The sequence below is a fragment of the Lactococcus formosensis genome, assembly GCF_037892375.1.
Lineage (GTDB): Bacteria > Bacillota > Bacilli > Lactobacillales > Streptococcaceae > Lactococcus > Lactococcus formosensis.
Genome location: NZ_CP141721.1, coordinates 79,496 through 92,672, shown reverse-complemented (window position 1 = coordinate 92,672; position 13,177 = coordinate 79,496). Strand labels below are relative to the sequence as shown.

Genomic DNA, 13,177 nt, shown 5'->3' with positions numbered 1-13,177 from the left:
AATGGATAAAATAAAATTATTAATCGTCGATGATCATCAAATGGTCCGCTTAGGACTCTCTAGCTTTATGAATATACAGCCTGATATTGAAGTAGTAGGAGAGGCAGCTGATGGAGAATCAGGCTATCTTAAAGCAAAAAACTTAAAACCGGATGTTATTCTAATGGACCTGGTTATGGACCGTTTAGATGGTATAGGTGCGACCCAAAAAATCTTATCGGAAATGCCAGAACAGAAAATTCTGATTTTGACGAGCTTTTTAGATGACGAAAAAGTCTTTCCTGCTTTAGCCGCTGGGGCCAAAGGCTATATTCTTAAAACCTCTCAGGCTGCCGAAATTGCCAGTGCTATTCGTAAAGTCGCCAGTGGGCAAGATGTTTTATCGGGTGCGGTTAAAGAAAAAATTAACCAGCAAAAACACCGTAAACCTGAATTGTATGATAATCTCTCAAAAAGAGAAATGGAAGTTTTGAAAATATTAGCCCAAGGTTTTTCTAATCAAGAGATCGCGGATCAACTTTTTATCAGCCTTAAAACAGTCAAAACTCACGTCTCTAACATCTTCAATAAATTAGAAGTAAATGATCGTACGCAAGCCACAATTTATGCTATCCAGCATAAACTAGTTGATCAGTAAACAACTTTTAAAGCAAGCAGCATAAGCCCTAATTGTATGTACAATAGCGAAAATAGCCTATATCTGTTATAATAGAGTCATGAAAGATTTAATCGAAAGAGCTTCAAAAATCAAAATTATTTTTTTCGATATTGATGATACTTTACGTGACTTAAAAACAGGCTATATCCCCGAAAGCTTACCCTATATCTTTGAAACTTTACGCCAAAAAGGAATAAAAACAGGTATTGCGACAGGACGAAATTACTATAATGTTCTCCCTGAAATCCGCAATTTAAATCCTGATTTTTTTGTAACGATTAATGGTGCTTTGGTGCAAAACCAGGCGCAGGAGATTATTTACAAAAATCCTTTGGACAAAGAAACAGTTGATGAAATAGTGACATGGCTAAAGAGTGAAGGAGCTGAATATCTTTTTGTAGGAAACGAGAACTTAAAAGCTTCTAAATGGGAAGGATTGACTGAACAAGTTATTCCTGCTGATTATGGCATACTTGAGGTTAAACCTGATTACTACAAAGAGCAAGATGTTTTTCAACTGCTTACGATATCTGAATATGATCAAAGGCTTCACCTGCCTGAACGTTTATCTAAAAAAGTAAGAATGGTTCGTTGGCATCCAAATTCTTCTGACATTATTCCAGTTTCTGGTAGTAAAGCTAATGGTTGTATGAAAGTACTAAAATATCTTGGGCTTTCGGCAGAAAATATGATGAATTTTGGTGATGAGCTTAATGATAAGGAGCTTTTTGATTTGGCTGGACTTTCGGTTGCTATGAAAATATCACATCCTCTCATTCTGGAAAAAGCAGACTATGTCACGGATACAGTACAGAATGATGGTGTATTAAAGGCTTTGCGCGCACTTCAACTCATCGATTAAACTTACAAAAATGAAAGTCTCATCTACGAGATTTTTGATAAAATTTAGAAAAGAGAAACAAATGACTTACCCACAACTTAATCTTGAAGCACATAATGGAACAACAGCAATCATTCGTACAAACCATGGTGATATGACTGTTAAACTCTTTGACGAGCTCGCTCCAAAAACAGTAAAAAACTTTGTTGAACTCAGCAAGAAAGGCTATTACGATGGCATTATTTTCCACCGTATTATCAAAGACTTTATGATTCAAGGTGGCGATCCAACAGGTACAGGTATGGGTGGCGAATCAATCTATGGTGAAAAATTTGAAGATGAATTTTCACAAGATGTGTTCAACATTCGAGGTGCCTTGTCAATGGCAAATGCTGGACCAAACACAAACGGAAGCCAGTTCTTCATCGTTCAAAACCAAAACCTTCCTTATCCAAAATCAGCCTTGATTGATGGTGGTTGGCCTGAAGAAGTTGCTGAAGTTTATACTCAAGGCGGCACACCGCATCTTGATGGACGTCACACAGTATTTGGTCAACTTGTGGATGAAAAATCATTTGAAGTTTTAGATAAAATTGCCGCTGTACGTGTTGGAATGCAAGATCGTCCAGTTGACGATGTAGTCATCGAAAATATTGAAATTATCGAGAAATAAAATGATTGATAAATCTGTAAAAATTGGTGATAAAGTCACTGCTGAGATAATCGGGCTTCAGGATTACGGTGCTTTTGTAAAGTTTGTGGATCGTCAAAATACTGAGCATAAGGGCTTAATCCATATTTCCGAAGTTCAGTCAGGTTTCGTCAAAAATATTCGAGAAGTTATCAAAGTAGGGCAACATGTAAAAGCCCAGATTATAGACATTGATGAGTACAATGGTAAAGTCAGTCTATCAATTCGTAGCCTCGAAGAAAATCCACAAAATCATTACTTTTATCGTAAAAAACGATTCACAGATTCACGTAATAAAATTGGCTTTAAAAGCTTAGCCGAGAAACGAGAACTTTGGATTGAAGATGGCGAAAAATATCTGAAAGAAAGAGCAAACTAAATCCAAACGAGGTGAAGATGAACAACAATGTCTTAAAATATACCAAACGAGTCTTTAACGTGATTACAATTTTGGGTTTTATTGCTACTATTGTTGGTAGTGTTTACCTCTGGCATCTCGGTGCTTTTCAAGATCAAGAAATTTTAAAACGTCTGGTAACAGCTCATGCTTTGCTTGGTCCGATAATTTTCTTCTGTATGCAAATCATCCAGGTAATTATTCCTATTATTCCGGGAGGCTTAACAATTGCAGCAGGGGTCTTAATATTTGGACCTTTCTGGGGGTTCGTTTACAATTATGTCGGGATTGTTGTTGGCTCAGTAATACTTTTCCATCTTGGACGAAAGTATGGACAGTCCTTAGTCCAGGTCTTTGTCAAAGAGAAAACCTACAACAAGTATATGGCTTGGCTCGAAAAAGGACAAAAGAGATTTAACATTGCTTTTCTGCTTTTAATTCTATCACCAATCGCGCCTGATGACGCTTTGGTTCTCATTGCAAGTCAGACTCGTATGAGTTGGAAATTCTTTAACTGGGTGATGATTTTATGTAAGCCGCTGCCGATTTTATTCTATTCATATGCTTTAATCTTCGGTGGAAATTTACTTGGAAATTTGTTCTAACTAGAACTTTGAATAACGAACAAAAATGGTTTTGCGAAAGCAACCATTTTTATATAAATAATGTATAATAGAGCCTATAGACTTTCTAGTGATGGAGCTTCATTTTGAATAATAAAACAAATACAATCAATAAAAAGAAAAAGCAGCCTAAAAATAAGCTAACTTTTGATAGTCGTATTGACTATGCGCTCATCCTGCCGGCTTTTCTTTTAACAGTTATCGGTCTTTACGCCATTTGGGTTGCTGTAAGTCATGACTATCCAGCGCAAGCTGTTAAGATGGTAGGTCAACAAGGAACCTGGATTATTGTTGGAGTTATCTTAGCTTTAATTGTTATGCATATGGACTCGAGGCTGCTTTGGAACCTCACACCGGTTCTGTATGGCATTGGGCTGGTTCTGATGGTACTGCCCATATTCTTCTACAGTCCTTCCATGTATGAGCTCACGGGTTCGAAGAACTGGGTGGCCTTTCATAACACCAATCTTTTTCAACCCTCCGAGCTGATGAAAATAGCCTATATATTATTTTTAGCAAGGGTTGTGGTTTCTTTTCAAAACAAACTGAAAAAACGTTATCTTAAAGATGATTTTATCCTGATTGGAAAAATTGCCTTGGCTACTGTGCCCATTGCCATTCTTGCCGCTTTGCAAAAGGACTTTGGTACCTTCATGGTTTTCCTTGTGATTGCAGCGGGAATCATTCTCGTTTCAGGTGTATCTTGGAAAATTATCTTGCCCGTCCTTCTTGTTGCTATCCTTGTGGCAGTAGGAGTTGTGGCCATGGTTATGAATCCTAAGGGACAAGAACTTTTGGGGACTGTTTTCAGCCAATATCAGATCAATCGTTTCTTAGCTTGGCTACATCCCTTTGAGTATACACAGACCTTTTCACTTCAACAATCTCGTGCATTGATTGCCATTGGAGTAGGCGGTCTCTTCGGACATGGATTTGGGGTGGCAAATGTTAATGTACCTGTCCGTGAATCAGATATGATTTTTACCGTTATCGGAGAAGATTTTGGTTTTGTCGGTGCAACTTTCGTAATTTTACTTTACTTTATCTTGATTTACCGTATGATTCGCGTGACTTTCCAGTCTAATAATCAGTTCTATATCTTTATATCAACGGGAATTATCATGATGATTTTATTCCACGTCTTTGAAAATATTGGAGCAGCGATTGGCTTAGTACCATTGACTGGTATTCCTTTACCGTTCATTTCGCAAGGTGGTTCGGCATTGATCAGTAATATTATTGGTTTAGGGCTCGTACTTTCCATGAAATATAATCAATTGCCTGAGTTTGTATTAGTTCGTGAAGCAGGTAGAAAAAAATTAGAACATAAACGAGCACGTCTGTCTCGTTCATCCTATAAAAGGGTGAAGCCAAAGGGAAGACGGAGAATAAACAAATAAAAAGCTTTTCAATGGAAAAGCTTTTTTACTTTAAAAAACCTATTAATACCAAGGGTATTTCAAAAATTTATAAGCTAGAAATTTCACATACTTCACAAAATATGATAGTCTATAAGTGAAGGAACAAAGGAGGAATTATTAAAATGAAATATGCAGTAAGATATGCTTCACGTGGTGGAAATACCCGTGCAGTTGCTGATGAAATTGCGAAAAAAATTGATGTGAAAGCAGAACGAATCTCGGAACCGTTAGAAGAAGAAGTGGATGTCTTATTCCTTGGAGCAGGTGTTTGGTTTGCTTCTGTAACAAAAGATATGAAGGAATACTTGGCTGCTTTGGACAGTGGGAAAATCAAACAGATTGTTGCTTTTTCTACTTCTGGTCACTTAGAATCGGCAATTAAAAAAATTACTGCAGCAGCGAAAGACAAAGGTATTAAAGTTCATGAAGAATCTTTTGATTTGCATTTAAATATGCAAGGAATGACGTTTTTCGCTCCTGCTGGTGGTGATTTAACAAAAGAGCAAATCAATGAAGTGGATGCTTTTGTTGATAAAGTGCTTGCCAAACTATAATATTAATTTACGCCCTTTTATTGAAAAGCTCCTTATTTTTGGAGCTTTTTTCGTTTCTTTAAATTATACAGTTCATTAAAAATATATTACGTTTGAGAAACATTGCGTAACTCACGTGTAATCTAAAAGAGCATTTTTGTAATAAAAACAAAAGGTTTTGTGATACAATGGTAATGTTCGAATAAGAAAACATAAGGAAGTAAACTTAAAATTTATGAAAAAGAAATTAATTGCGACATTGATGCTCTCAACAGTTGTTTTGACTGCAGGTGCTCCTCTGTCTAGCGTGAAAGCAGATTCAACAGAACAAAAAATTGCTGAACAAGATTCTAAGATTGCTACTGTAAAGGGTGAGGCTGCTCAAGCTCAATCACAAGTAGATGCTGTAAGTACCCAAGTTCATACATTGAAAGAGAGACAAGTTTCAATGAAGGAGGAAGTTGAACAGTTATCAAAACAACAGAAAGCACAATCTACACAGATTCAAGAATTAAATAAGAATATCCAAGAACGTAGTGAAGCTTTGGAAGCTCAGGCACGGAGTGCACAAACAGAAGGTGGAGCGACAAATTATATTTCTACTCTTTTGAATTCTAAGTCAATAACAGATGCCATCCAAAAAGTGACTGCGATGGCAACGGTTGCTGATGCGAATAAGTCGATGCTTGAGCAACAAGAGGCAGATCAAAAGGCTATTCAAGATAAACTCAAAGATAATCAAGAGAAATATGCTAAGGTGACACGCTTGCAACAAGACTTAGAAAGTCAGGCGGACGAGTTAGCAACTCAAGAAGCTCAACTTAAAGTTGCTCAGCTTAGTTATGAAGCCACAATTACAACTGAAGAAGGTAAAAAGCAAGAGTTGCTTTACCAAAAAGCCGAAGCTGAACGTGCAGCACAAGCAGCGGAAGAAGCACAACGGTTGGCCGCTGAGCAATCAATGGTAGCTCAGCAAGAAAAGGCAAAGGAAGATGAACCAACGCCGCTGCAACCTTCAACACCAGACTTGGGAGATGATTCGGAGGTTACACCACCGAACCCAGGACCAACGCCCCCTCCTACACCAGGGCCAACACCGCCGCCACCACCGATAGTGACTCAAAACCCATATCCCGCAGGTCAATGTACCGCTTATGTTTGGGAACGTCTCGGAGGAAATATGCCTACTTATATGGGGAATGCCGCTGATTGGGTAGTTTATGCTAACGCTGGTCCAGCTGTGGGTAATATCATTGTCTTTCCTGCAGGAGTCCAAGGTGCAGATTCTTATTATGGTCACGTAGGGGTTGTAGAACAAGTTTTGGGCAATGGTCAAGTTGTAATTTCCGAAGGAAACTTTAATGGTGGCTGGGGTTCACAGCGTACTGTCTCAACATCAGGAGTTTACTTTATTAATCCATCCTAAAATAATAAAGAAGTAAGAGATACTTGCTTCTTTTTTGTTTTATTTGTAACCAAGAAAGAATAAGGTTTTTATTTCAATATCTCATCTTAATAAGGTATACTAAGTAAAAAGGTTAACATTTAACTTTAAGGAGGAAGGGATGCTCGAAGTGAAAAATCTCCGAAAAACATTCGGAGAACTTGTTGCTGTTGATGATCTGAGTTTTACTATCGAAGATGGTGAGATATTAGGTTTTATCGGTCAAAATGGATCGGGAAAAACAACAACATTTAGATTAATATTGGATTTTTTGATGCAAGATTCTGGGAACGTACTCTGGAATGGCAAGCCACTCTCAAGTGATGAATATAATATCATAGGTTATTTGCCAGAAGAAAGGGGACTGTATCCGAAAGACAGCATAGAAACACAGTTGCGTTTCTTTGGCCAACTAAGGGGGAAAACGCGAAAAGAAATCGATGAGAAAATCGATTATTGGATGGAAAAATTTGAGGTTAAAGGTAAGCGAACAGATAAGGTTAAAACTTTATCAAAAGGTAATCAGCAAAAAGTTCAGCTTATTGCTACGCTTATCCATGAACCAAAACTTGTTATTTTAGATGAGCCATTCTCTGGTTTAGATCCTGTAAACGCAGAGCTACTCAAAACAGCTGTAGCTGAACTTCGAGACCAAAAGGTCTGCGTTGTCTTCTCAGACCATAATATGATGAATGTCGAAAAGATGGTGGATAAGATGATTATGGTAAAAGAAGGTAAGAAAATACTAGATGGGACTGTCGATGCTGTACGGCAAAGTTTTGGACGGACTAAAGTATTTATTGAGGCACCTGTAGCACAAGAAGAACTCGCACAGCTGGAAGGTGTAAAAGAAGTACATGTGGAACGTAATGGTACTTATGAGTTAACCTTAGAAAATGAAGAAGCTGGCAAAGTTGTCTTTGACTATGTTACAAAATCAGGCTATATCCAGATGTTTTCACAACAACCACCAAGCTTGGAAGAAATATTCAAAATGAAGGCAGGTGATGCTCATGAATAGTAAGTTTTGGACAATAGTAAAAGAAGTCTTTCGTAAAAATGTTAAATCGGTTGCCTTTTTAGTCATGGTATTTCTTCCACTTCTTATTGGATTAGTTATCTATGTTATTGCAAGAGTTGCCAATGATGGGACAGGTGATGTTGATCGTATCGCAGTAGTGACAAAGAATAAGGAAATCGGAAGCGCACTAACTGAAGTTAAAGGTAACATTAAATATGAAGTACTGGATAGAGCAGCGGCAGACCGTAAACTTAAAGATGAAGATGTAGGTGCTATTTTAGCTTTAGAGATGAATCAAGGGAAAATAAGCTCAACCTTAGAAACCACACGTTCTCTTGATACGGCAACTCAAATGACTGTCTCACAGACACTTACAGCAATCCAACAAAGTGTCTTTGCTACTCAATTAGGCTTGTCACCAGACGAAAAAACAAATCTTCTTTCTCCTGCTAAGTTAGAACCTATGCATGTTGAATTTGACGCGGATGGCAATCGAATTCAAGGTACAGATTATTCTGGTTTAAGGCAGGTTATAGCTACAGTCTTGATTGTTATGATTTGGATTTTCGTTGCGACTTATGGCAGCATTGTAGCACAAGAAATAGCCAGCGAAAAAGGAACGCGTATCATGGAAGTTATTCTTTCCAGCGTTAAAGCCGAAACACATTTTTATGGTAAGTTGGTTGGTATCATCTTAGTCTGCTCAGTTAACGTACTGGCTTATGTTGTACAGATTGGCGTGGGTTATCTACTTTTCAGAGATAATGATATGATACGTAGTTTCCTTAACGGGTTGAATCTTCAAGAAGTCTTTACAGGACAATTTTGGCTGGTTATTCCAATTGTCATCTTGGGTATTCTTTTGTTTACATTCTTAGCAGCCCTTTCTGGCTCACTCATTTCTCGAGTGGAAGATGTACCCAAAGCCCAAACACCTATGACAATGATTGGGCTACTTGGTTATATGCTTTCTGTAATTTTTGCTTCTCAGCCTGATAATATCGTGATGACTGTGACAAGTTATATTCCCTTTATCTCGAGTTTTGTCTTGCCCATGCAGATTGCAACAGGCGTAGCAAGTAATTTACAAGTCTGGATATCCATGGGGATTATGTTCGTGACGATGCTATTTATTCTCTTGTTCTCTGCACGACTTTATAAATCAAATGTTCTGATCTATAGTAGTGATGGTTTGCTTAAAGTTTTGAAACAATCACTTAACAATATTAGAAATGAAGACAAGTTAAAAAATAAAGCATGATAGAAAAAGCCAAGGCTTCTGAATCCAGAGCTCTTGGCTTTTTTTATCAACTTGCATGAATATGGAAATCACGTTCTAATACAATATCACGGACTTTGCGACTAATATCGTTTAGTCTTACTTCGCGGACAGGACGTGGTAGAAATTTTCGAATATCATCATCATTATAACCAATCTGAAGGCGCTTATCATCCAGAATAAGAGGACGACGTAGAATAGAACGGTTCTCTTTCATGATTGTAATCAAGGTATTTAAAGAAAATCGTTCAAGATCTAATGATAAACTCTGATAAGCACGACTTCTTTTTGAAATAATTTCTTCCGTACCATTTTCAGTCAAAGCAAGTATTTCAAGCAAATCCTCTTTTTTAAGATCATCCGTGAGAAGATTTATTTCTTGAAAATCTACACCGTTGTCAACGAGCCATTTTTTTGCTTTTTGGCTTGAACTGCAACCAGCAACTGTATAAATTTTGATCATATTGTCCCCCTTGTCAAGCTTCTTATTTATTTCTAATTTACTTATGGATTAATTATAACATTTTTACGAAAAGTGTCAAGGGTATTATTAAAAAAATTTAATTGTAAATTTACCTTCAAATTAAAAAAGGGATATATCCCCTTTGCAAAGTGGAATTATAGATTGTTTGGTATTAAATAATAAAATGATTTATTCAAAATCGATAAAGAATTTTCTTTTTTGTTTATTAAATAGAAGCGTTTTCTATTTAATGTAATTCTTATTATCGTTTGTTTAGATAAATGTATTTTAAAAAATAAAATTATGAAGGAGATGCTCTTTCAAAGTTTTCATTTGACTGCTTCTTTAGAAAATGATATCCTACTAAGGATAAAACTTTTAAACTGGTCCAGAGAGGCTAGCAAGGTTGTGAACATGAATATTAAGCCCTTTAAATAAAAAGGGAATACTCTATCTTCTTTGCACTTGCTTTTTCTGGCAGGTGCTTTTTTCTTAAATTTCTCAGAAAGCGAGAAAATGCCTGTCAAAGAGTGGTGCAAAGTTTATCTCACAGCTGCTTTGGAATTTTAGAAATGGGGATACTATGCCAAAACGTACGGATATTAAAAAGATTATGATCATCGGTTCAGGACCGATTGTTATTGGTCAGGCTGCTGAATTTGACTATGCAGGAACTCAAGCTTGCTTGGCACTTAAAGAGGAAGGTTATCAAGTTGTCCTTGTGAACTCTAATCCAGCAACGATTATGACTGATCGTGAAATTGCGGATAAGGTTTATATTGAGCCGATTACGCTTGAGTTTGTCAGTAAAATTCTTCGTAAAGAAAGACCAGATGCGCTCTTGCCGACTTTAGGCGGTCAAACTGGCCTAAATATGGCGATGGAATTAGCAGAAAGTGGTATTTTGGAAGAACTTTCGGTTGAACTTTTGGGCACAAAACTATCAGCAATTGACCGAGCAGAGGACCGTGAATTATTTAAAGAGCTTTGCGAAAGTATCGGCGAACCTTTGTGCGAATCCGAAATTGCAACGACTGTTGAAGAAGCAGTTGCGCAAGCAAAAGAAATCGGCTACCCTATCATTGTCCGTCCAGCCTTTACGATGGGAGGAACAGGAGGCGGTATTTGTGATAACGAAGCTGAACTTCGCGAGGTCGTTGCCAATGGCTTAAAACTTTCTCCAGTGACACAATGTTTGATTGAAAAATCAATAGCTGGCTATAAAGAAATAGAGTATGAAGTGATGCGTGACTCAGCGGATAATGCCATCGTGGTCTGCAACATGGAAAACTTTGACCCCGTAGGTGTACATACAGGAGACTCGATTGTCTTTGCGCCAAGTCAAACCTTGTCAGATGCTGAATACCAAATGCTTCGTGATGCTTCATTAAAAATCATTCGTGCTTTGAAAATCGAAGGGGGCTGTAATGTTCAGCTTGCTTTGGATCCACATTCTTATAAATATTATGTGATTGAAGTAAACCCACGTGTCTCACGCTCTTCTGCCTTGGCTTCTAAGGCGACAGGCTATCCTATCGCTAAGATGTCCGCTAAAATTGCAGTTGGCATGACGCTGGATGAAATCATCAATCCTGTCACAAACACAACCTATGCTATGTTTGAGCCAGCTCTTGACTACGTTGTTTCTAAAATTGCGCGCTTTCCTTTTGATAAATTTGAACATGGTGACCGTAACCTTGGTACGCAAATGAAAGCGACAGGGGAAGTTATGGCTATCGGTCGTAACATCGAAGAAAGTCTCCTGAAAGCTGTACGCTCTTTAGAAATAGGTGTGAGCCACAATCGTCTGGAAGAAGCAGAGAAAGTTACAGAAGAGTTCTTGTACGAAAAAATTATCAAAGCACAGGATGACCGTCTCTTCTATATTTCTGAAGCGATTCGCCGGGGAATTCCCATTGAAGAAATTGCGGCTTTAAGTAAGATTGATATTTTCTTCCTAGACAAATTACTCCATATCGTTGAGATGGAAAAAGAGTTAGAATTGAATGTTTTTGATCCAGAAATTTTGAAGACAGCCAAGAAAAATGGTTTTTCGGATAAAGAGATTGCCCGACTTTGGAATGTGACAGAGTCAGAAGTACGCCGCCGTCGCAAAGATGGAGAGATTTTGCCTGTCTACAAAATGGTAGACACTTGTGCTGCCGAGTTTGAAAGTAGCACACCGTATTTCTATTCGTCTTATGCATGGGAAAATGAATCTGTAAAATCTGAAAAAGAAAAGATTCTTGTTTTAGGTTCAGGTCCGATCCGTATTGGTCAAGGGGTGGAGTTTGACTACGCGACTGTTCACTCTGTTAAAGCGATTCAGGCTTTAGGTTATGAAGCAATTATTGTTAACAGCAATCCTGAGACGGTTTCTACTGATTTCTCAATTTCAGATAAACTTTACTTTGAACCATTAACTTTCGAAGATGTCATGAACATTATCGACTTGGAAGAGCCTAAGGGTGTTATCGTGCAGTTTGGTGGGCAGACAGCGATCAACCTTGCAGAACCTTTAGAAAAAGCAGGTGTACGTATCTTAGGGACACAAGTTGCTGACTTGGAGCGTGCAGAAGACCGTGATTCTTTTGAGAAGGCTTTGTCAGACCTAAATATTCCACAACCGCCGGGTGCGACAGCCACGAATGAAGAAGAAGCTGTTGCCAATGCCGCGAAGATAGGCTATCCTGTCTTACTCCGTCCATCCTTCGTTTTAGGTGGTCGTGCCATGGAAATTATTGATAATGAAGCCGATTTGCGTAATTATATGAACCGTGCGGTTAAGGCTTCGCCAGAGCATCCAGTATTAGTAGACAGCTATTTGACTGGACAAGAGTGTGAAGTTGACGCTATTTGTGATGGAAAAGATGTTTTGTTGCCAGGAATCATGGAACACATCGAACGCGCAGGGGTTCACTCAGGAGACTCGATGGCGGTTTATCCACCACAAACCTTTAGTCCTGAGATTATTGAGACAATCGTAGATTACACTAAACGCTTGGCAGAGGGTTTGAACTGTATCGGGATGATGAATATTCAGTTTGTCATCCATGAAGAGCAAGTATATGTTATTGAGGTGAATCCACGTGCTTCGCGTACGGTTCCTTTCCTATCAAAAGTTACAGGAATTCCGATGGCACAGCTTGCCACACAGATGATTTTAGGAAAAACACTGGCAGAGCTCGGTTACACATCAGGTCTCGCCCCAGAGTCAGAACTTGTCCACATCAAAGCACCTGTCTTTAGCTTTAGCAAATTAGCAAAAGTGGACAGCCTTCTCGGTCCAGAGATGAAATCGACAGGTGAAGTGATGGGATCAGATACAACCTTAGAAAAGGCACTTTATAAGTCTTTTGAAGCTGCAAAACTACACATGGCTGATCATGGATCAATCCTCTTTACAGTGGCTGATGAAGATAAAGCAGAAACCTTAGAGATGGCGAGACGTTTTGCTGAGATTGGTTATTCGCTAGTAGCGACTTCGGGAACGGCACAGTATCTAAAAACTGCAGGACTCTATGTTCGAGAAGTTGGTAAAGTAACGGAGTCGACTGAAGAGACCGTTATCGATGACATTCGTAAGGGACGTGTTCAAGCTATTGTCAATACCATGGGCAGTAAACGTGTATCAACAACTGAGACAGACGGCTTCCTCATACGTCAGGAAGCAATTAGTCGTGGTATTCCACTCTTTACAGCTTTAGACACAGCAGAAGCTATCCTCCGTGTGATGGAGAGCCGCTCATTTACAATGAATGTAATTTAAACAAAAAAGGCAGTTCTAGTCTGCCTTTTTTGTTGTG

The 13,177-nt window shown here is 38.4% G+C and carries 12 protein-coding genes; 11 read left to right on the top strand and 1 reads right to left on the bottom strand.

Features of this window, described 5'->3' with window-relative positions:
• The first annotated feature begins 1 nt into the window (after position 1).
• The 10 genes from VNN39_RS00435 to VNN39_RS00390 all read left to right on the top strand — a co-directional run bounded on the left by VNN39_RS00435 (position 2) and on the right by VNN39_RS00390 (position 8,890).
• Positions 2–637 carry a response regulator transcription factor gene (locus tag VNN39_RS00435; protein WP_096368498.1) on the top strand — a complete coding sequence of 212 codons (636 nt, stop codon included), beginning with the start codon at positions 2–4 and terminating at the stop codon, positions 635–637.
• Positions 638–716: 79 nt separating this feature from the next.
• Positions 717–1,520 carry a Cof-type HAD-IIB family hydrolase gene (locus VNN39_RS00430; RefSeq protein ID WP_213432364.1) on the top strand — a complete coding sequence of 268 codons (804 nt, stop codon included), beginning with the start codon at positions 717–719 and terminating at the stop codon, positions 1,518–1,520.
• Between the two features lie 61 nt (positions 1,521–1,581).
• Positions 1,582–2,172 carry a peptidylprolyl isomerase gene (locus VNN39_RS00425; protein WP_096368496.1) on the top strand — a complete coding sequence of 197 codons (591 nt, stop codon included), beginning with the start codon at positions 1,582–1,584 and terminating at the stop codon, positions 2,170–2,172.
• Position 2,173: 1 nt separating this feature from the next.
• Entirely contained in the window at positions 2,174–2,569 is a 396-nt protein-coding gene (locus VNN39_RS00420; RefSeq protein WP_017369047.1) for a CvfD/Ygs/GSP13 family RNA-binding post-transcriptional regulator, read from the top strand.
• 17 nt (positions 2,570–2,586) lie between these two features.
• Positions 2,587–3,192, top strand: coding sequence for a TVP38/TMEM64 family protein (locus tag VNN39_RS00415; protein WP_019291660.1), 606 nt, complete (start codon positions 2,587–2,589; stop codon positions 3,190–3,192).
• A gap of 104 nt (positions 3,193–3,296) precedes the next feature.
• Complete coding sequence (locus VNN39_RS00410; protein WP_165713263.1) at positions 3,297–4,610, top strand: FtsW/RodA/SpoVE family cell cycle protein; 1,314 nt, start codon at positions 3,297–3,299, stop codon at positions 4,608–4,610.
• 143 nt (positions 4,611–4,753) lie between these two features.
• Complete coding sequence (locus tag VNN39_RS00405; protein ID WP_017369050.1) at positions 4,754–5,185, top strand: flavodoxin family protein; 432 nt, start codon at positions 4,754–4,756, stop codon at positions 5,183–5,185.
• Between the two features lie 214 nt (positions 5,186–5,399).
• The gene (locus VNN39_RS00400) at positions 5,400–6,590 is read left to right on the top strand and encodes a CHAP domain-containing protein (protein WP_338997666.1); all 1,191 of its coding nucleotides are present in this window, start codon (positions 5,400–5,402) and stop codon (positions 6,588–6,590) included.
• 139 nt (positions 6,591–6,729) lie between these two features.
• A complete protein-coding gene (locus VNN39_RS00395; protein ID WP_165712128.1) occupies positions 6,730–7,629 on the top strand; it encodes an ABC transporter ATP-binding protein in 900 nt (299 codons plus the stop codon).
• On the top strand, positions 7,622–8,890 hold the full coding sequence (locus VNN39_RS00390) for an ABC transporter permease (RefSeq protein ID WP_213495339.1): 1,269 nt from the start codon (positions 7,622–7,624) through the stop codon (positions 8,888–8,890). Before VNN39_RS00395 ends, VNN39_RS00390 begins: the two co-directional genes overlap by 8 nt.
• Positions 8,891–8,936: 46 nt before the next feature.
• Here the strand turns inward: VNN39_RS00390 and VNN39_RS00385 are convergent, their stop codons facing one another.
• Positions 8,937–9,371: a Spx/MgsR family RNA polymerase-binding regulatory protein gene (locus VNN39_RS00385; protein WP_017369054.1), complete on the bottom strand. Its 435-nt coding sequence runs from the start codon at positions 9,369–9,371 to the stop codon at positions 8,937–8,939.
• Positions 9,372–9,954: 583 nt separating this feature from the next.
• On the opposite strand from VNN39_RS00385, the gene carB reads away from it, so the two are divergent.
• Entirely contained in the window at positions 9,955–13,140 is a 3,186-nt protein-coding gene (gene carB, locus VNN39_RS00380) for a carbamoyl-phosphate synthase large subunit (protein WP_252175693.1), read from the top strand.
• Positions 13,141–13,177: the final 37 nt, after the last annotated feature.

Coding starts and splice junctions, on each gene's coding strand:
- VNN39_RS00435 (WP_096368498.1), top strand. CDS start 2: ATGGATAAAATAAAATTATTAATCGTCGATGATCATCAAATGGTCCGC.
- VNN39_RS00430 (WP_213432364.1), top strand. CDS start 717: ATGAAAGATTTAATCGAAAGAGCTTCAAAAATCAAAATTATTTTTTTC.
- VNN39_RS00425 (WP_096368496.1), top strand. CDS start 1,582: ATGACTTACCCACAACTTAATCTTGAAGCACATAATGGAACAACAGCA.
- VNN39_RS00420 (WP_017369047.1), top strand. CDS start 2,174: ATGATTGATAAATCTGTAAAAATTGGTGATAAAGTCACTGCTGAGATA.
- VNN39_RS00415 (WP_019291660.1), top strand. CDS start 2,587: ATGAACAACAATGTCTTAAAATATACCAAACGAGTCTTTAACGTGATT.
- VNN39_RS00405 (WP_017369050.1), top strand. CDS start 4,754: ATGAAATATGCAGTAAGATATGCTTCACGTGGTGGAAATACCCGTGCA.
- VNN39_RS00400 (WP_338997666.1), top strand. CDS start 5,400: ATGAAAAAGAAATTAATTGCGACATTGATGCTCTCAACAGTTGTTTTG.
- VNN39_RS00395 (WP_165712128.1), top strand. CDS start 6,730: ATGCTCGAAGTGAAAAATCTCCGAAAAACATTCGGAGAACTTGTTGCT.
- VNN39_RS00390 (WP_213495339.1), top strand. CDS start 7,622: ATGAATAGTAAGTTTTGGACAATAGTAAAAGAAGTCTTTCGTAAAAAT.
- VNN39_RS00385 (WP_017369054.1), bottom strand. CDS start 9,371: ATGATCAAAATTTATACAGTTGCTGGTTGCAGTTCAAGCCAAAAAGCA.
- carB (WP_252175693.1), top strand. CDS start 9,955: ATGCCAAAACGTACGGATATTAAAAAGATTATGATCATCGGTTCAGGA.